This window comes from Nocardioides luteus, assembly GCF_014648595.1.
GTDB classification, from domain to species: domain Bacteria; phylum Actinomycetota; class Actinomycetes; order Propionibacteriales; family Nocardioidaceae; genus Nocardioides; species Nocardioides luteus.
This window is the reverse complement of sequence record NZ_BMRK01000007.1, coordinates 38,457-57,077: the sequence shown is the minus strand read 5'-3', so window position 1 is coordinate 57,077 and position 18,621 is coordinate 38,457. Positions and strand designations below refer to the sequence as shown.

Genomic DNA, 18,621 nt, shown 5'->3' with positions numbered 1-18,621 from the left:
GTCAGAGCGGGCAGGTGCGCCCCGGGCCGGCCTCGTCGGCGACGTCGGTGAAGAGGAGCCTCACCCGGGTGTCGGGCGAGCCGCCGGCCTGGACGTGGCTGGCTGCGGCGGTGCAGACGATCTGGTCGACGCCGAGCGGCTCGACCTCGCTCGTCGCGAGCGGAAGGCGCAGCGTGATCACGCCAGAGGTCACGGTGACCTCGGTGCGAGTCATGCTGACCTCCTCGACGCCGGTCTCCAGCCCGGAGTCGCCGGGGCCGGTGAGGAGCAACGAGACGGCGTCGGAAATCGTGCCGAGCCGGCCGGTCTTCCTCACCTGCAGCGTGAGCCGGTCACCGTCGAGGAAGTAGAGCGAGGTGCCGGCGGCGAGGCCGGTCGGTGCGTCGGCGCCGGTCTCCACCTCGGAGGTCTGCGTCCCGCAGGCGGTGAGGAGCGCCAGCGCGAGGGCCGCCAGGCAGGTGCTGCGTACGGATCTCATCGGCCCTCCTCGGGGGTCGGTACAGCCGGGAGGCGGAGGGTGAAGACCGCTCCGCCCCCGGGTGCGTTCGCTGCGGTGACGGTGCCTCCGTGGAGGCGGGCGTTCTCCGCCGCGATCGCCAGCCCCAGGCCGCTGCCGGGGGTGCGGGCGCGGGCGGGGTCGGCCTTGTAGAAGCGGCCGAAGACATGCGGGAGCACGTCGTCACGGATGCCGTCGCCACCGTCGGAGACGGTCACCACGGCATCGTCGGCGGTGCTCGAGAGGGTGACGCGCACCGGCGGCCGGCCGTGCCGAAGGGCGTTGCCGACCAGGTTCGCGACGATGAGGTCCACGCGGCGCCGGTCGGCCGAGACGGCGGGCGCCGAGCCGCCGACCTCGACCTCCTCCCAGCCCCGGGCCTGCAGGCAGGCACGGACGACGTCGGCGAGGTCGGTCGGCTCGCGGCGTACGTCGGCGGTGCCGGCATCGAGCCGGGCGATCTCGATGACGTCCTCGACCAGCCGGACCAGGCGCCGGGTCTCGAGGACGGCGAGCTGAGCCGACTCGCGGACGTCCTCGTCGACCGGGCCCGCGTCCTGCGACAGCGCGTCGTGGAGGAGCTCGACGGTGGCGGTGAGGGTCGTCAGCGGCGTACGCAGCTCGTGGGAGACGTCGGCCGCGAACCGTCGCGCGTCGTCCTCCATCCGGGCCAGCTCGGCCATCGACCTCTGCAACGACTCGGCCATGTCGTTGACGGCATCGGTGAGCTGGGCGAGCTCGTCGGCGCCGGCCGGGTCGGTGCGTGCGGAGAGGTCGCCGTCGGCGAGCCGCCGGGCGGTCGTACGCAGCCGGTCGACCGGCCGCAGGACGCTGCGCGCGGCCAGCACCGCGATGATCACGGCCAGCGGGAGGACCAGGAGCGCGGCACCGGCGGCACTCGTGATGAGATCCCGCACGTCCTCCTCGACGGCCCTCAGGTCGCGGGCGACGTAGACCTCGACGCCGGAGGGCTTCCGGGACCCGCTCGGGTCGGTGAGCATCACCGGGGTGCCGATCAGCAGCCACGGGGTGCCGTCGATCTCGATGCGCTGGGTGGAGACCCTCCCGTCGCTGTCGCGGACGTTGTCGCGTAGCTCGGCCGGTACCGCTCCGACGCCGTCTGCGAGGACCCCGTCGCCGGACGCTCGGTCCTCGGCGACGACCAGCGAGTCGGTGCCGGCGGCGACCCGGAGCTGCTCGATGGACTGGTCGGTGAGCGGATAGGCGACCGAAGGCGCGGTGGCGGTGATCTGGCTGACGAGGCTGGTGACCTGCTGGGACTGGCTCGACTCGACCAGCGCCTCGCTCGCCTGCCGCACCCCTGCCCACACCGCCGCGCCGGCACCGAGCACCGTCACCACGACGAACCCCGCGATCAGCCGGCTCCGCAGACCACGCAACCAGGATCGGCGGGTGGTCATACCGGACCGAACCGGTAGCCGAACCCGCGCGCGGTCTGCACGTAGCGCGGCGAGGACGGGTCGGCCTCGATCTTGGTGCGCAGCCGCATCACGCCGTTGTCGACCAGCCGGGAGTCGCCGAGATAGCCCTGCTCCCAGACCTGCTCGAGGAGCTGTTGTCGGCTGAAGACCCGGCCCGGGGCACGCGAGAGCACGAGCAGCAGCCGCAGCTCGGTCGGGGTGAGGCTCACCTCCGCGCCGTCGACGGAGACCACCAGCGAGTCGGTGTCGATCCGCAGGCCGCCGTGGGCGCGTACGCCCTCCTCCTCACCGACCGCTCGGCGCAGCACGGCACGGATCCGGGCGTCGAGGACGGTCGGCTGGACCGGCTTGACGACGTAGTCGTCCGCACCCGCCTCCAGACCGGTGACCACGTCGAAGTCGTCGCCGCGCGCGGTGAGCATGATGATCGGCACCTGCGAGGTCTGCCGGACGCGGCGGCAGACCTCGAAACCGTCGATGCCGGGGAGCATCAGGTCGAGCACGACCAGGTCGGGGGTGCGCTCGGCGAAGGTCGCCAGGCCGACCTCGCCGGTCTCGGCGCCGACGACCGCATGGCCGTGACGTTGCAGGGCGAGCTGCAGGCCACGGCGCACCATCGCGTCGTCCTCGATCAGCAGCAGCTCAGGCACGACCACGACCTTAGAGCGTCTCGTCGGGGCTCGGGGCCTACGGCGCCGGGCTGCGACACAACTGCGACATCACCGCCAGGAGGCCGCGACATCGGGTCGGGATGGTGGTCGCATGAACATCTTCACCACATCCGCAATCCGTCCGTTCCTGCTGGTCACCACCGGTTTTCTCGCGCTCGGTCTGACCGCGTGCGGTGCCGGTTCGGCCGCCTCCGAGAAGGGCTGGCACGAGTCCGAGGCCGCGGTCGAGGCCGGCCTCTCCCCCATCGTCCTCCTCGGCGACTCCGTCGCCGCCGGCGAGGCCGCGCCGCTCACCCAGGCCGTGGCCGCCAGCGGGGCCAAGTTCGTCGACGCGACCTCGACCGGCGGCGGCAACGTCACCGGCCCGAACGCGAAGGCGCAGTGGAAACGGCTCCCGAAGACCCTGGCGAAGGCCGAGGGCGGCACCGTGATCTATCAGCTGACGACGTACGACTGGGGCAGCGAGAGCGAGCAGCGCGAAGCGTACGAACGACTGGCCGCCGAGACCGAGAAGGCGGACGCCGACCTGGTGCTCGTCACGATGCCGCCGATCAGGCCCGACTCGTTCTACAAGCCCCACATGAGCGAGCTCGCCAGGGCCGCCGAGGTCGCCCGGTCGGTCGCCGAGGAGGCCGACGGCGTGGAGTTCCTGGATGCGGGCGAGGTCTGGGGCGACCGCTATCAGCGGGTACGCGACGGCGAGATCGATCGCAGCAAGGACGGCATCCACACCTGCCCGCAGGGTGCGGCCCGGTTCACCGCGTGGCTGCTCGACGAGCTCGCCGAGCTCGAGCCCGCCTTCGAGCCTGCCGAGGCCTCGGAGTGGGCTGAGACGGGATGGACCTCGAACAAGAACTTCCGCGGCTGCTGAGGGTCCGTGGGGCCGGCTTCACCGCTTGCGGTGGTAGGTCGGCTCCTCGCCCTCCCGCAGGTTGCCCCGGTAGAAGCCGGTGCGCAGCTCGTAGATGTACTCGGTGAGCTCGGGCATGCCGACCTCCGCCGCGTACGCGATCTCGGCCTCGGCGTCGTACGGCACCCGCACCCACTGGATGCCGAACGGTGCCTCCTCCTCGCTGTCCATCTCGCCCTCGAGGATGACGTAGACCGGCGTCGGGTCGCTCATGCAGTTGCCAACGCTGCCGGTGTTGAAGACGGTGCGTTTGCCGCGGTCGGTCTCGTAGTAGGGGTCGTGGGTGTCCGCGTAGCCGACGATGTCGGGTTCGGGGCTGTCGAACCCGGTCGCCTCGGTGTTCTGGAACAGCCCGAGGAACTCCTGCTCGTCGTGGTCGAACCTGACCCGGCGGTGCACGGTCTCCTCCGAGGCGTGGAAGAGCCTGATCCGCCGCCCGGACATCGTGAAGTCGTGGTGGAACGGGAGCGTACGCAGCCACTCGGCCTGCTCCCACGCTTGCAGCCGCCACCACATCAATCCGACAGCCTCGCGGCCGAAGTCGGGCTCCGGGGCCAGCAGGAAGTCCTCCCAGTTGCCGAGGATGTTCACCTCACAGCGCTCCCGGCAGATCTCCGCCACCTCCCGTCCCCGCGGCCCCTTGCCGACGAAGTCGCCGAGGTTGAAGATCCTGCTGATCCCGCGGGCGTCGATGTCAGCCAGCACCGCCTCGAGGGCAGTGAGGTTGCCGTGTACGTCCGAGATCAGCGCGATGCGCTCCAGGGTCATGGGTCGCAGGGTAAAGGATCGGATCAACTCCGTGCCCGGGCAGGACGGGTCTCGACAGGCTCGACCACCGAGGGCCGCGGGCGGGACCTAGGCTGAGGCGGTGAAGATTCTGGTGACGGGTGGGGTGCGGTCGGGGAAGTCTCGACATGCCGAGTCGCTGCTCAGCGAGGCGGCTTCGGTGGCGTACGTCGCGCCGGGGCCTACGGCCGAGGAGGAGCCGGATCCGGACTGGGTGGCTCGGCTGGCTTCGCATCGGGCGCGGCGACCGGAGGGGTGGCGGACGGTCGAGTCTCGGGATCTCGCTGGCGCATTGAAGATCGCGTCCGCCGAAGGCGATGCGGTGATCGTGGACTGTCTGGGCACCTGGCTGACCGCGGTGATGGACTCGCGGGGGCTGTGGGAGGCGTCGTCCGATGAGGCCTCGGCAGTGGTCTCAGCGTTGGCCGGGGAAGCTGCCGATGTGCTCGATCGGGGCGACACCGACGTCGTGCTCGTGACGAACGAGGTCGGGCTCGGGGTGGTGCCTGCGCACCGTTCGGGGCGGCTGTTCCGCGATCTTCTGGGGATGGTCAACCAGCGGCTGGCCGAGGCGTGCGACGAGGTGCACCTCGTCGTCGCGGGGCGGGTGCTGAAGCTCTAACTGCTGCTCAGGGCGACCAGGACGGCGGCCAGGGCGGCCTCGACCGCGGCACCGAAGACGTCGCCGGTCACTCCGCCGAACCGCTTGACGGCTCGGGCCAGGACCAGTCCGACGACGACCGCTGCGACGAACGCGGCGACCGCACCGCGCCACCACTCGATGCCGGCCCACCATGCCGCCGCGGCCAGCACCGCGGCCGATCCGATCCACACGATCGCGGCCACCAGCGGCGAGACGGTCTGGGTGAAGGTGCGGCCGAGGCCGTCCTCGCGGGCGGGTCGGACGCCGCGTACGCAGCACAGGCTCAGCGCCGAGCGGGAGACGCAGACGGCGACGAGCGCGAGCACGGCCAGACGCCATCCGCTCTCTCCCCCGAGGACGGAGGCCAGGCCGGCGACCTGGAGGCCGAGCACCAGGACGATCGCGGTGACGCCGGCCGGGCCGGAGGTGCCCGTCTTCATGACGGCCAGCGAGCGCTCGCGGTCGAAGGAGGCGGCCATCCCGTCGACCGTGTCGGCGAGGCCGTCGAGGTGGAGTGCGCGGTTGCCGGCGACCACCACGCCGACCGCGAGCAGCGCGGCGACCAGGCCGGGCAGCCCCGCGAGCCGGCTCACCAGCACGACCGCTGCGGCGGCCACTCCGAGCGGCAGCGTCGCAAGGGGTGCCAGGGTCATCGCCAGCGCGGCGCGTCGGCGGTCGACGACGTCAGGGGGAGGTACGGGCATCGCGGTCAGGGTGCCGACCGCGAGACGCCACGCGTCCCGCACGAGCATCAGGCAGGGTCCCCCGGACCGCCGAGCTCGGAGAGCAGCGCGACGTCACGCAGCAGAGCGACGGCGCTGCGTACGACCGGGACGGCCGCGACCGCACCCGACCCCTCGCCGAGGCGGAGGTCAAGGTCGAGCAGCGGGCTGAGGCCGAGCTTCTCGAGGGCCATCGACTGGGCGGGCTCGGTGGAGCGGTGGCCGGCGGCGTACCAGGACGCGGCGCCGGGCTCGATCCGGTCGGCGGTGAGCGCGCAGGCGACGCTCATCAGGCCGTCGAGCAGGACCGGGGTGCCGCTGCGGGCCGCCTCGAGGAGATAGCCGGTCGTCGCGGCGAGGTCGGCGCTGCCGAGGGCGGCAAGGGTCTGGATCGGGTCGTCGGTGCGGTCACCGGCGCGGGCGAGGGCGGCGGTGATCACGTTGGTCTTGGTGCGCAGCGCGTCGTCGCCGATGCCGGTGCCGCGGCCGGTGACCTCGCTCGCGGGCAGGCCGAGCCCGGCGGCCACCATCGCGGCGGCCGGGGTCGTGTTGCCGATCCCCATGTCTCCGCTGATCAGCAGCTGGGCGCCGGAGGCGATCTCCTCGCGGGCGACGGCAGCGCCGGCCTCCAGGGCGGCGCTCGTCTCTGCTGCGGTGAGCGCGTCCTCGAGATGGATCGCACCGCTCCCCCGACGGACCTTGTGGCTGGTCAGCGCCTCCCGGGTCTTCGGGTCGAGGTCGGCGAACTCCTCGTCGACACCGAGGTCGAGCACCCGGACCTGGACACCGTGGGCCTTGGCGAGCGCGCTGACGCCGGCACGGCCGCCGAGGAACGTGCGCACCATCGCGCCGGTGATCGCGGACGGGAACGCCGAGACGCCGTGCTGTGCGACGCCGTGGTCCCCGGCGAAGATCACCAGGCGTACGTTGTCGAGCGGCCGCGGCGGGACCTCGCCCTGGCACGCGGCGACCCAGACGGCGATGTCGCCCAGACGGCCAAGTGCACCTGGAGGCGTGGCCAGAGCGGCGAGTCTGTCGGCTGCCTGGGCTCGTACGTCGGCGTCGGGGGTCTGGATCGTCACTTCGGCAAGGTACCCCACGCCCCGGTGGTCGAGCTTGTCGAGACCACTTTCGAGGAGCGGCGGGGGTGATCGGACTTCGGAAAGGGGGTCTCGACAAGCTCGACCACCGGAGGCTGCTGCTCATGGCCCCCGCTGGTTGAGCCGCGAGCGCCAGCGAGCGTGTCGAAACCAACACAGTCTCATCGAGCGGGGATGGGACCGTGTTGGTCTCGACACGCCTCCGCCTTGCGGCTCCGGCGGCTCGACCAGCGGGGCAGTTGGTTGGTCCTCCCAGCGGGGTCTCGACAAGCTCGACCGCCGGTGGCTGCGGGGGTCGGCCGGCTCGGTCTTCGGGGGCGAGGGGTCTCGACAAGCTCGACCGCCGGTGGCTGCGGGGGTCGGCCGGCTCGGTCTTCGGGGGCGAGGGGACTCGACAAGCTCGACCTCCGGGGGGGGTACGGGGTCAGGAGAGGGCGCGGGAGACGCCTTGGGCGGCGACCTTGAGGGCGGAGACGAGGCGGAGGCGGTGGCGGCGGAGGTCGGAGACGACGATGCCGAGGGAGCCGACGACGGTCCCGTCCGACGTGGCGATGGGGACGGCGACGGAGCAGGCGCCGAGGGTCATCTCCTCGACGGTGGTCGCGTAGCCGTCGGTGAGCACACGATCGAGCTGGCGGTGGAGCAGGCCCGGGCGGGTGATGGTGTGGCGGGTGAAGGGTTTGAGGGGCGCGGAGAGCACCTGGCTGCGTACGGCCTCGGGCGCATGCGCGAGAAGGACCTTGCCGACGCCGGTGGAGTACATGGGGAGGCGGGAGCCGACCGAGGAGACAATCGGTACGTTGCGGGTGCCGCGCAGGGTCTCGAGGTAGAGGACGTGGTCGTCCTCGCGGACCGCCAGGTGGACCGTCTCCAGCGTCGCGCCGTAGAGGTCGTGGAGGAACGGGGAGGCGACCGAGCGCAGGTCGGTGGCGACGGGCGCGAGCAGGCCGACGTCCCAGAGACGGCGGCCGATGACGTACGTCCCGTCCTCCTCGCGCACCAGCGCGCCCCACTCGACGAGCTCACCGACCAGACGATGGGCGGTCGGGAGCGAGAGGTCCGCGCGAGCGGCCAGCTGGCTGAGCGTCAGTCGGCGGTGGGAGGCCTCGAAGGCGCCGATGAGCCCGAGGACCCGGGAGGTGACCGTACGGCCGCCGCTGCCTCCTGCCATTCCGCAACCCCTTTCGCTCAGTGGAAGTTCGCGCTTTCATCGTATGCCCTCGACACCTAGCGTTCGGGACGTGACAGCGCCCACTCCGAAACCAGTCGAGACCCAGGCCGACCTCTCGGCCGAGATCGCCGACCTCGAGACGCGCAGCGCGAAGGCGGCCGCGGAGGGCGGGGACGTACCTCAGCCTCTGCTGGACTACCCGCCCTACCGCTCCAGCGTCCTGCGCCACCCCACCAAGGACCCGCGCCACGCCGATCCGGAGACGATCGAGCTGTGGGCGCCGTGCTTCGGCCACTCCGACGTCGACCCGCTCGAGGCCGACCTGACGATCGCCGGCAGCGGCGAGCCGATCGGCGAGCGGATCACGGTCAGCGGGCGGGTGACCGACGGCGAGGGCCGGCCGGTGCGCAACCAGCTCGTCGAGGTCTGGCAGGCCAACTCCGCCGGCCGCTACATCCACAAGCACGAGCAGCACCCGGCACCGCTCGACCCCAACTTCACCGGCGTCGGCCGCTGCATCACCGACTCCGAGGGGCGCTACCGGTTCCAGACGATCAAGCCCGGACCGTACCCGTGGGGCAACCACCTCAACGCCTGGCGCCCCGCGCACATCCACTTCTCGCTCTTCGGCCGCGCCTTCACGCAGCGGCTGATCACGCAGATGTACTTTCCCAGCGACCCGCTCTTCGCGCTCGACCCGATCTACCAGTCGATCACGTCGCAGAAGGACCGGGACGCGCTGGTCGCGACGTACGACCACGACCTGTCCGTCCCCGAGTACTCGATGGGCTACCGCTGGGACATCGTCCTGACCGGCCCGAGCCGCACCTGGACCGAGCCCGAGGAGGGCGACCTGTGACCACCCCGCTGCCCACGCCCGGTCAGACGATCGGGCCGTTCTTCGGCTATGCGCTGCCCTACGAGGGCGACGCCGACCTCGTGCCGCCCGGGCGCGCGGACGCGATCCGCTTGCACGGCTGGGTCTACGACGGCGCCGGAAACCAGATCCCCGACGCGTTGCTGGAGATCTGGCAGGCCGACGCCGACGGCAACGTCCCGCAGACCGAAGGGTCGCTGCACCGCGACGGCTGGACCTTCACCGGCTGGGGCCGTGCGGCCACCGACCTGAACGGGCACTACTCGTTCTCGACGGTGCTTCCCGGGTCTGCGTCCGAGGGGCAGGCGCCGTTCTTCGCGCTCACCTTCTTCGCCCGTGGCCTGCTCGACAAGCTGCACACCCGGATCTACCTGCCCGAACACGCCGCCAACGCCGGCGACCCCCTGCTGGTGTCGCTGTCGGATGACGAACGTGCGACGCTGGTGGCCACTGCGGACGCGACCGGGCTGCGATTCGACATCCATCTCCAAGGCGACCGCGAGACCACCTTTCTCACCTACAGCTGAGGAGAGCGATGTCGCTGCTGTGGCCTGGCGCGGAGCGTGCTGGGGACCTCTTCTCCGAGTCGGCTTTCCTCTCCGCGATGGTGCGGGTCGAGGAGGCGTGGCTGGCCGCGCTGGTCTCTTCCGGGATCGCCCCCTCAGAGGCGGGTACGCAGCTGGGCGGCCTCGTCTCCGAGGCCGACGTCGCTGCGCTGGCCTCGGGTGCGGAGGGCGGGGGCAACCCGGTCATCGTCCTCGTGAAGCTGCTGCGTGACCGGCTCAACGACCGGCCCGACGCCGCCCGCTGGCTGCACAAGGGGCTGACCAGCCAGGACGTGGTCGACACCGCGCTCGTCCTCTGTCTGGCCGACGTGCTCGACCGGGTCGAGGACGAGCTCGGGGCGCAGGCTTCCTCCTTGGTGGGGCTCGCGCGCGAGCACCGTTCCACCGTCATGCCGGGCCGCACGCTGACCCAGCACGCGGTGCCGATCACCTTCGGGCTCAAGGCCGCGACCTGGCTCTCCGGGGTCGTCGATGCCGCCGAGGCGCTGCGCCGCGCGCGGGCTGCTCTGCCGGCCCAGGTCGGTGGCGCTGCGGGGACGCTGGCCGCGATCGTGGAGCTGGCGCGGTTGCGGGGTCTCAACGATCCGGTCGCGGTCGCGCAGGCTGCGGCCTCGGCGGTTGCGACCGCCCTCGGGCTGGCTTCCCGTAGTCCCTGGCACACGAGCCGGTCTCCGCTCGTGGCCGCGGCCGACGCGCTCGTCGGGGCCGCCGACGGCTGGGGGTCTCTCGCCTCCGACGTCGCCGCGCTCACCCGTCCGGAGATCGGCGAGCTCGCCGAGCCGGCCGGTGAGGGTCGGGGCGGCTCCTCGACGATGCCGCACAAATCCAACCCGGTGCTCTCGGTGCTCATCCGGCGCCACGCCCTCGCCGCTCCCCTGCTCGCCGCGACCCTGCACACCGCCGCCGCGAGCTACGTCGACGAGCGCCCCGACGGCGCCTGGCACGTCGAGTGGGAGACCCTGCAGATCCTCGCCCGCCGCAGCGTCGTCGCCGCCTCGCAGGTCACCGAGCTGCTCGCCGGGCTGCGGGTCGATGGAGCCCGGATGCGGGCCACTGCCGAGGCCGCGGGGGCCGGCCTGCTCGCTGAGCAGAGGTCACTGGCCGAGTTCGTGAGCGGGCTCGGGGGTGGCGTACTCACTGACGCCGTCTCCGGCCTCGACGGCTACCTCGGCGCCGCTGACGCACTCATCGACACCGCCATCGCCCGGGCGCGCGAGACGCGGAAGCGTCTCGACTGATGGACGTATCGGCGGTACTTGACGGGCACTTTGTGGACTTGACGGGTGTTTCAGTGCCCGTCAAGTCCAGGGATACCCGGTCGACCGGGTATCCCACACCCCCAACTTCGACCACCAACATCTGGAAGGACCTGTCATGACGCCGAGGATCACCCCTGTCGAGCTGGCCGGGGACTCGAGCAAGCCGATCCTGGTGGTCGGCCCGTCCCTCGGCACCTCGGTGACCGCGCTGTGGAGCGCGACCGCGGAGCTGCTCGCGGACAGTTTCCACGTGGTCGGCTGGGAGCTGCCCGGGCACGGGCACGGCACGCCCACGACCGACGCGTTCACGATCGCCGACCTGGCCGCGGGCGTGCTGGCCTGCGTCGACCGGATCCTCACCGACCGCGGTGAGCGGCACGGCACCTTCGCCTATGCCGGCGACTCGGTCGGCGGCGCCGTCGGCCTCCAGCTCCTCCTCGACGCGCCCAGCCGGGTGAGCGCTGCGGTGCTCACCAACACCGGCGCCAAGATCGGCGAGCCGGAGGGCTGGAACGACCGTGCCACGACCGTACGCAGCGCCGGCACCGCCTCCCAGATCGCCGGCTCCAGCCAGCGCTGGTTCTCCCCCGGCTTCCTCGAGCGCGAGCCGGCCCGAGGCGGCACCCTGCTCCACTCGCTGCGCGACGCCGACGCGGAGAGCTACGCGCTGGTCTGCGACGCGCTGGCGGCCCACGACGTACGCGGCAGGCTCGCCGAGATCGCGGCGCCGGTCCTGGCGATCGCCGGCGTCGACGACGGCCCCACCCCGCCCTCGCTGCTGGCCGAGATCGCCTCGGGCGTACGCGACGGCCGCCTCGTCGCGCTCGACGCCGTCGGCCATCTCGCGCCCGCCGAGGCACCGCACGCGGTCGCCACCCTCATCACCGCGCACGTGACCGCGGCCGACCCGGCGTACGCAGCGGGGATGAACGTCCGCCGCGAGGTGCTCGGCGACGCCCACGTCGACCGGGCCACCGCCGCGATCACCGACGTCAACCGCGACTTCCAGGACCTGATCACTCGCTACGCCTGGGGCTCGATCTGGACCCGGCCCGGCCTGGCCCGCCGCGACCGCTCGATCGGCGTGCTCACCGCCCTGGTCGCGGGGCGCCACTTCGACGAGCTCGAGTTCCACCTGCGTGCCGCCCTCACCAACGGGCTGACCCGCGAGGAGATCATCGAGGTGCTGCTGCAAGCTTCGATCTATGTTGGGGTACCGGCTGCCAACACCGCGTTCGCGGTCGCGAATCGTGTCCTGAACGAATAGCCCTTTCGGAGGCCGACCTTGCCCAGACCACATCTCGCCACCGTCGTCGGCGGCGGGCCCAACGGCCTGGCCGCGGGGATCGCGCTGGCGCAGCAGGGCGTGCAGGTCACCGTCCTGGAGGCCGCGGACACGGTCGGCGGTGGTGCTCGCACCGCCGAGCTCACCCTGCCCGGCCTGCGCCACGACGTCTGCTCGGCGATCCACCCGCTCGGGGTCTCCTCGCCGTTCCTGCGCTCGCTGGAGCTGGAGAAGTACGGCCTGAACTGGCTCTATCCCGAGATCGGCCTCGCCCATCCGCTCGACGACGAGCCGACCGCACTGCTCTACCGCTCCCTCGACACCACCGCCGACGGGCTCGGCGAGGACGGCCGGCGTTGGCGACAGGTCTTCGGCCCGGTCGCCCGTCACTTCGACTCGATCGCCGACCACATCTTGGGGCCGATGATCCGGGTTCCGCGACACCCGTTCCTGCTGGCCTCGTTCGGGATGCGGGCCGCGCCGCCCGCCGCCCTGCTCGCCCGCGCTTTCAGCGGGGAGAGGGCGAAAGCGCTCTTCGGCGGCTGCGCGGCGCACGCGTTCCGGCCCCTGGAGAAGCCGGGCACCGCCGCGGTCGGCACCATGCTCGCGGTCAGCGGCCACACCCACGGCTGGCCCGTCGCCGAGGGCGGCACCCAGGCGATCACCGACGCCATGACAGGGCTGCTGGAAGAGCTCGGCGGCACGATCGTCACCGGCACGACCGTGCGCAGCCGCGCCGACCTGCCGGAGTCCGACATCACCATGTTCGACACCAGCCCCGGCGGCTTCGCCGACATCGTCGGCTCGGACCTCCCCCGCCGCCAGCGGCGGGCGATGCGGCGCTGGAAGCACGGGCCCGCGGCGTACAAGCTGGATCTGGCGGTACGCGGTCCGATCCCGTGGCGCGACCCGGAGATCGGCCGCGCCGGCACCGTCCATCTGGGCGGGACGTTCGCCGAGGTGGCGCTGAGCGAGCGGGAGATCACCGCGGGCAGGATGCCGGAGCGGCCGTTCGTGCTGCTGGGTCAGCAGTACGTCGCCGACCCCTCCCGCTCGGCCGGCGACCTCAATCCGGTCTGGGCCTACGCCCAGGTCCCGCACGCCTACGACGGTGACGCCACGGATGCGATCCTCGACCAGATCGAGCGGTTCGCCCCTGGCTTCCGCGACCGGATCGTGGCCACCCACGTCACCTCGCCGGCCGGCTACGAGGCCTACAACCGCAACTACGTCGGCGGCGACATCTCCAACGGCGAGAACACGCTGCGCCAGCTCATCCTCCGACCCTCGCTGGCCACCTACGACACCGGCATCGCGGGGATGTACCTCTGCTCCGCCGCCACCCCGCCCGGCGCCGGCGTCCACGGCATGTGCGGCTATCACGCCGCCCGCCGGGCGCTGCGTCACTTGGACGAGACCGGCTAGAGCAGAAACCAGGTGCCAGCCGGCGTACGTCCTGGCTAACGTCGCAGCATGCCCCAAGCACGACTGCGCACCGAACGTCTCGATCTGGTCCCGCTGACCGAGGAGCATCTGCCGTTCCTGGTCGACCTCAACTCCGACCCGGAGGTGGTCCGCTATCTCTACACCCGCGCGCTGACCGCGGAGGAGACGGAGAAGCGGGCGCGCGGGTGGATCCGCGAGGCGGAGGCGACACCGGAGCAGGGCAAGTGGATCGGCTTCGCGGACGGGGAGCCGGTCGCCCTCTTCATGCTCGAGCCTCCCTCCCACCCGACGGACGACGACGCCGCCGAGCTCGGCTACCGGCTCCCGCGGCGCCACTGGCGCAAGGGGTTCGCGAAGGAGGGTTCGCTGGAGCTGCTCCGGCACGCCTTCGAAGACCTCGGTCTCAGCCGGGTGATCGCGCAGACGATGGCGGTCAACGAGGGGTCGCGGGCGACGATGACGTCGGTCGGGATGAGCTTCGTGCGGGCGTTCCAGGAGGAGTTCGAGGAGCCGCTCGCCGGGCACGCGGAGGGTGAGGTGGAGTACGAGATCACCCGCGAGACCTGGCTCGGTCGGCGAGCGGGGTAGGCTTCGAGCACGTTCGCGGTGCAGGAACCCGGTGAGACTCCGGGGCGGTTCCGCCACTGTGATGTTCGCGCACCCGCGCGGGCACAGCCAGACACTGGCCGCGGGCGATCCGACCGATCGATGGGGCGAGAACCCCTAGGAGGAACCCGGCATGGCCGACCCTGCCCGCGTACGCATCGCGCTTCTGTCCACCTCGGACACCGACCTTCTCTCGGCTCGTGCCAGCGGCGCCGACTACGCCTGGGCGAACCCGTCCCGGGCGACCGATCTCGAGGCCGTCGTCGCCGACGCCGACCTGGTCGTCTTCCGGCTGCTCGGCTCGCCTCACGACCTGTGGGACGGCCTCGCCGCGGTCGCGGAGCGCGGAACCCCGGTGGTCGTCCTCGGCGGTGAGCAGCAGCCGAGCGCGGAGCTGATGGAGCACTCCACCGTCCCGATGGGGGTCGCGGCCGAGGCCCACCGTTACCTCGCCGAGGGCGGGCCGGCCAACCTCGCGCAGCTGCATGCGTTCCTCTCCGACACCGTCCTGCTGACCGGGTTCGGGTTCGAGCCACCGGCTTCCGTACCTGCGTGGGGATTCGCGGACCGCACCCCGGAGGTCGAGCCTGTCGAGACCCGGCCGAGGATCGGGATCCTCTACTACCGGGCCCACGAGACCAGCGGCAACACCGCCTTCGCGCACGCGCTGGCCGATGCCATCGACGCGACCGGAGAGGCCACCGGCGTACCCGTCTTCGCGGGCTCCCTCCGCTCCGCACCCGACGACCTCTACGAGGCGCTCGGCACCCTCGACGCCCTCGTCGTCACCGTGCTCGCCGCCGGTGGCTCGGTGCCGGCGTCGGCCTCCGCCGGAGGCGAGGACGAGGCCTGGGACGTCGAGCGGATGGCGGCGCTGGACATCCCGGTGCTGCAGGGCCTCTGCCTGACCTCGTCCCGTGCGGAGTGGGAGGCCTCCGACGACGGTGTGACCCCGCTCGACTCGGCCTCGCAGATCGCGATCCCGGAGTTCGACGGCCGGATCATCACCGCACCGTTCTCGTTCAAGGAGCTCGACGAGCAGGGGCTCCCCCACTACGTCGCCGACCCCGAGCGCACCGCCCGCGTCGCCCGGATCGCGGTCAACCACGCCCGGCTGCGCCACAAGCCCAATGCCGAGAAGCGGCTCGCGCTGGTGCTCTCCGCCTACCCCACCAAGCACTCCCGGATCGGCAACGCGGTCGGCCTGGACACCCCGGTCTCGGCGATCCGGCTGCTGCGGCGGTTGCGGGAGGAGGGGTACGACCTGGGGGTGGACAACGAGGTCATACGGATTCTCGACGCGGGCTCCGGGGATGTGTCCTCTGACGTGGTCTCGACAGGCTCGACCACCGGGGGTGCCGACACGGTTGCGGGGGATGCGCTGATCCATGCGCTGATCGCGGCCGGAGGGCAGGACGAGGAGTGGCTGACCAACGCGCAACTCACCGACGCCCACGTACGCATCTCGCCGGATGACTACGACCGCTGGACCGCCGATCTCCCCGCTGACCTGCGCGAACAGATGGCGGAGACGTGGGGTCCGGCGCCGGGGAACCTCTTCGTCAACGAGTCGGGCGAGCTGGTCCTGGCCACGCTCCAGGCCGGGAACATCGTGATCCTGATCCAGCCGCCGCGCGGGTTCGGGGAGAACCCGGTCGCGATCTATCACGACCCCGACCTGCCGCCGTCGCACCACTACATCGGCGCCTACCGCTGGCTCGGCATTGCCGAGGAAGACGGCGGCTTCGGCGCCGACGCGGTCGTCCACCTCGGCAAGCACGGCTCGATGGAATGGCTGCCCGGCAAGAACGCCGCGCTGTCGGCGAGCTGTGGCCCGGACGCGGCGATCGGCAACCTGCCGCTGATCTATCCGTTCCTGGTCAACGACCCCGGCGAGGGCGCCCAGGCCAAGCGGCGTGCGCACGCGACGATCGTCGACCACCTGGTGCCGCCGATGGCGCGCGCGGAGTCCTACGGCGACATCGCGCGGCTGGAGTCGCTGATGGAGGAGTACGACCGGATCTCCTCGATGGACCCGGCCAAGCTGCCCGCCATCCGCGGCGAGATCTGGCAGCTGATGAAGGCCGCCGAGCTCCACCGCGACCTCGGCATGGAGGAACGGCCCGAGGACGACGAGTTCGACGACTTCATGCTCCACATCGACGGCTGGCTCTGCGAGATCAAGGACGCCCAGATCCGCGACGGACTGCACGTCCTCGGAGCGGCGCCGGAGGGTGAGGCGCGGGTCAACCTCGTCCTCTCCATCCTGCGGGCCGCGCAGGTGTGGGGTGGTGTCGGTGGGGCGGTCCCGGGGCTGCGGGCGGCGCTCGGGATGGTCTCGACAGGCTCGACCACCGGAGAGACGGACACGTTCGAGGCGGAGGCTCGGGCGCTCGTCGAGGCGATGGACAAGGCCGGCTGGGACGTCGCCGCTGTCGACGGCCTCCACGAGAGCGAGGAGGTACGCAGCGTCCTCAGGTTCGCCGCGACCGAGGTCGTCCCTCGGCTCGCGCGGACGACTGACGAGCTGTCCGCCGTCCTGCACGCGCTGGACGGTGGCTTCGTCCCCGCGGGGCCGTCGGGCTCGCCGCTGCGGGGGCTGGTCAACGTACTGCCCACGGGGCGCAACTTCTACACCGTCGACCCCCGCGCAGTGCCGTCGCGGCTGGCGTGGCAGACCGGGCAGGCGATGGCCGACTCGCTGCTGCAGCGCTACCTCGACGAGACCGGCGACTACCCGACCTCGGTCGGGCTGTCGGTGTGGGGGACGTCGGCGATGCGTACCTCCGGCGACGACGTCGCCGAGGTGCTCGCGCTGCTCGGGGTGCGACCGGAGTGGGACGAGGCGTCGCGGCGGATCACCCACCTCGAGGTCGTGCCGCTCGACGAGCTCGGCCGGCCGCGGATCGACGTGACCGTACGCATCTCCGGTTTCTTCCGCGACGCCTTCCCGCACGTCGTCTCGATGCTCGACGACGCGGTGCGGATGGTGGCCGATCTCGACGAGCCCGCCGAGGTCAACTTCGTCCGCGCGCACACGCTCGCCGACCTGGCCGAGCACGGCGACCAACGCCGCGCGACGTCGCGAATCTTCGGCTCCAAGCCCGGTTCGTACGGTGCCGGGATCCTGCAGGTGATCGAGGCCGGCAACTGGCGCTCCGACCAGGACCTGGCCGACGTGTACGCGGCGTGGGGCGGGTTCGCGTACGGCCGTGATCTCGACGGCGCCCCGGCGGCCGACGACATGCGCGCCAACTACCGCCGGATCAAGGTCGCCGCGAAGAACGTCGACTCGGCCGAGCACGACATCGCCGACTCCGACGACTACTTCCAGTACCACGGCGGGATGGTCGCGACCGTCCGCGCGCTGACCGGCAGCGAGCCGAAGGCGTACGTCGGCGACTCCACCTCGCCCGACGCGATCAAGACGCGCACGCTGCAGGAGGAGACCAACCGCGTCTTCCGCGCCCGGGTGGTCAACCCGCGCTGGATCTCGGCGATGCAGCGCCACGGCTACAAGGGCGCCTTCGAGCTGGCCGCGACCGTCGACTACCTCTTCGGCTTCGACGCCACCGCCGGCGTGGTGCACGACTGGATGTACGAGAAGCTCGCCAACGAGTATGTGCTGGACGAGACCAACCAGGAGTTCATGCGGGCCTCGAACCCGTGGGCGCTGCGTGGGATCGTGGAGCGGCTGCACGAGGCGGCCGAGCGCGGCTTGTGGGAGGAACCCGACCCCGAGGTGATGGCGAAGATGCAGGAGATCTATCTCGACATCGAGGGTGACCTGGAGGAGGAATGACGACTTCTGGCAAGCGCCGCATCAAGATCATCGGCGTCGGTCCCGGCGACCCCGACCAGGTCACCCTGGAGGCCGTCGCCGCGATGCGATCGGTCGACTACTTCCTGGTCACCGACAAGTCGGGCACGGTCAAGGGCGGGATGCCCGATCCGCTGGTGCGGGCCCGTGAGGAGCTGCTCGACCGACACCTCTCCGCTCCGGCGCGGGTGGTCAAGGTCGACGACGCTCCTCGTGAACGGCGCGCGGAGTTCACCGGCACCGACGCGGACTACCAGAAAGCGGTGGCCGACTGGCACCGCGCCCGGGTGGAGCGCTACCTCGCGATCCTCGACGAGCACCCCGGCGACGTGGGCTTCCTGGTCTGGGGCGACCCCGCCTTCTACGACTCCACGATCCGGGTCGTCGACCAGATCGCCGCCGAACGGGAGGTGGAGGTCGACGTCATCACCGGCATCTCCTCGGTGCAGCTGCTCGCGGCCCGCCACCGGATCGTCCTCCACGAGGTCGGCCGGCCCCTCTACGTGACCACCGGCCGCGCGGCGCTCGACGCCGTCGAGGCCGGCCACGACAACATCGTGGTGATGCTCAACCGCGTCGTCGACCTGCCCGGGCTCGACGACTGGAGGATCTGGTGGGGCGGCAACCTCGGCACCCGTGAGGAGGAGCTCGTCGCCGGCACCGTCGGCGAGGTGCTCCCGGCGATCGAGGAGGCCCGCTCCCGGCTGCGCGATGCGGCTGGGTGGGTCATGGACATCTACCTCCTGCGGGCTCCGCGATGACTCATGAGTCACTGTGGTCCCGCGCGCCCCAGGGATACCCGGTTGACCGGGTATCCCACA

17 protein-coding genes and 1 riboswitch are annotated in these 18,621 nt (G+C 71.7%); of the genes, 10 read left to right on the top strand and 7 right to left on the bottom strand.

All coding sequences use genetic code 11. The features are described from left to right. Nucleotide 1 precedes the first annotated feature (1 nt). From IEY81_RS10615 to IEY81_RS10605, 3 genes are read right to left on the bottom strand one after another with little or no spacing between them, the layout of a single operon-like run. The gene (locus IEY81_RS10615; protein WP_189118457.1) at nt 2–478 is read right to left on the bottom strand and encodes a GerMN domain-containing protein; all 477 of its coding nucleotides are present in this window, start codon (nt 476–478) and stop codon (nt 2–4) included. Next, nucleotides 475–1,917 carry an ATP-binding protein gene (locus IEY81_RS10610; RefSeq protein ID WP_189118456.1) on the bottom strand — a complete coding sequence of 481 codons (1,443 nt, stop codon included), beginning with the start codon at nt 1,915–1,917 and terminating at the stop codon, nt 475–477. Before IEY81_RS10610 ends, IEY81_RS10615 begins: the two co-directional genes overlap by 4 nt. Next, complete coding sequence (locus tag IEY81_RS10605; protein WP_189118455.1) at nt 1,914–2,588, bottom strand: response regulator; 675 nt, start codon at nt 2,586–2,588, stop codon at nt 1,914–1,916. The genes IEY81_RS10610 and IEY81_RS10605 overlap by 4 nt, the downstream gene beginning before the upstream one ends. Nucleotides 2,589–2,700: 112 nt before the next feature. Here IEY81_RS10605 and IEY81_RS10600 point away from each other — a divergent pair, with 112 nt between their 5' ends. Then, the gene (locus tag IEY81_RS10600) at nt 2,701–3,480 is read left to right on the top strand and encodes an SGNH/GDSL hydrolase family protein (RefSeq protein ID WP_189118454.1); all 780 of its coding nucleotides are present in this window, start codon (nt 2,701–2,703) and stop codon (nt 3,478–3,480) included. A gap of 18 nt (nt 3,481–3,498) precedes the next feature. Here IEY81_RS10600 and IEY81_RS10595 read toward each other — a convergent pair whose 3' ends face one another. Further along, on the bottom strand, nt 3,499–4,287 hold the full coding sequence (locus IEY81_RS10595) for a metallophosphoesterase family protein (protein WP_189118453.1): 789 nt from the start codon (nt 4,285–4,287) through the stop codon (nt 3,499–3,501). Nucleotides 4,288–4,387: 100 nt separating this feature from the next. On the opposite strand from IEY81_RS10595, the gene cobU reads away from it, so the two are divergent. Beyond that, complete coding sequence (gene cobU / locus IEY81_RS10590; RefSeq protein WP_189118452.1) at nt 4,388–4,927, top strand: bifunctional adenosylcobinamide kinase/adenosylcobinamide-phosphate guanylyltransferase; 540 nt, start codon at nt 4,388–4,390, stop codon at nt 4,925–4,927. On the opposite strand, the gene cobS is transcribed toward cobU, so the two are convergent. From cobS to IEY81_RS10575, 3 genes are all read right to left on the bottom strand, one after another. Then, the gene (gene cobS / locus IEY81_RS10585) at nt 4,924–5,700 is read right to left on the bottom strand and encodes an adenosylcobinamide-GDP ribazoletransferase (RefSeq protein ID WP_189118451.1); all 777 of its coding nucleotides are present in this window, start codon (nt 5,698–5,700) and stop codon (nt 4,924–4,926) included. The genes cobU and cobS overlap by 4 nt on opposite strands. Then, nucleotides 5,700–6,752 (bottom strand): nicotinate-nucleotide--dimethylbenzimidazole phosphoribosyltransferase, encoded by a 1,053-nt coding sequence (gene cobT, locus IEY81_RS10580; protein WP_229787678.1) that lies wholly within the window; start codon nt 6,750–6,752, stop codon nt 5,700–5,702. The genes cobS and cobT overlap by 1 nt, the downstream gene beginning before the upstream one ends. A gap of 442 nt (nt 6,753–7,194) precedes the next feature. Then, nucleotides 7,195–7,941, bottom strand: a complete 747-nt coding sequence (locus IEY81_RS10575; RefSeq protein WP_189118450.1) for an IclR family transcriptional regulator — start codon at nt 7,939–7,941, stop codon at nt 7,195–7,197. A 70-nt stretch (nt 7,942–8,011) separates the two neighbouring features. Here IEY81_RS10575 and pcaH point away from each other — a divergent pair, with 70 nt between their 5' ends. The 8 genes from pcaH to cobF all read left to right on the top strand — a co-directional run bounded on the left by pcaH (nt 8,012) and on the right by cobF (nt 18,561). Then, nucleotides 8,012–8,800, top strand: coding sequence for a protocatechuate 3,4-dioxygenase subunit beta (pcaH, locus tag IEY81_RS10570; protein WP_229787676.1), 789 nt, complete (start codon nt 8,012–8,014; stop codon nt 8,798–8,800). Next, nucleotides 8,797–9,345, top strand: a complete 549-nt coding sequence (pcaG, locus tag IEY81_RS10565; RefSeq protein WP_189118448.1) for a protocatechuate 3,4-dioxygenase subunit alpha — start codon at nt 8,797–8,799, stop codon at nt 9,343–9,345. The genes pcaH and pcaG overlap by 4 nt, the downstream gene beginning before the upstream one ends. An 8-nt stretch (nt 9,346–9,353) precedes the next feature. After that, on the top strand, nt 9,354–10,622 hold the full coding sequence (locus IEY81_RS10560) for a lyase family protein (protein ID WP_189118447.1): 1,269 nt from the start codon (nt 9,354–9,356) through the stop codon (nt 10,620–10,622). Between the two features lie 136 nt (nt 10,623–10,758). Further along, nucleotides 10,759–11,910, top strand: coding sequence for a bifunctional 3-oxoadipate enol-lactonase/4-carboxymuconolactone decarboxylase PcaDC (pcaDC, locus tag IEY81_RS10555; RefSeq protein WP_189118446.1), 1,152 nt, complete (start codon nt 10,759–10,761; stop codon nt 11,908–11,910). An 18-nt stretch (nt 11,911–11,928) separates the two neighbouring features. Continuing rightward, nucleotides 11,929–13,353 (top strand): phytoene desaturase family protein, encoded by a 1,425-nt coding sequence (locus tag IEY81_RS10550; protein WP_189118445.1) that lies wholly within the window; start codon nt 11,929–11,931, stop codon nt 13,351–13,353. Between the two features lie 48 nt (nt 13,354–13,401). Then, on the top strand, nt 13,402–13,962 hold the full coding sequence (locus IEY81_RS10545; protein WP_189118444.1) for a GNAT family N-acetyltransferase: 561 nt from the start codon (nt 13,402–13,404) through the stop codon (nt 13,960–13,962). Further along, nucleotides 13,962–14,079: riboswitch (cobalamin riboswitch) on the top strand. (Overlaps the previous gene by 1 nt.) A gap of 34 nt (nt 14,080–14,113) precedes the next feature. After that, entirely contained in the window at nt 14,114–17,782 is a 3,669-nt protein-coding gene (gene cobN, locus IEY81_RS10540; RefSeq protein ID WP_189118443.1) for a cobaltochelatase subunit CobN, read from the top strand. Further along, nucleotides 17,779–18,561: a precorrin-6A synthase (deacetylating) gene (cobF, locus tag IEY81_RS10535; protein WP_189118442.1), complete on the top strand. Its 783-nt coding sequence runs from the start codon at nt 17,779–17,781 to the stop codon at nt 18,559–18,561. The genes cobN and cobF overlap by 4 nt, the downstream gene beginning before the upstream one ends. Nucleotides 18,562–18,621: the final 60 nt, after the last annotated feature.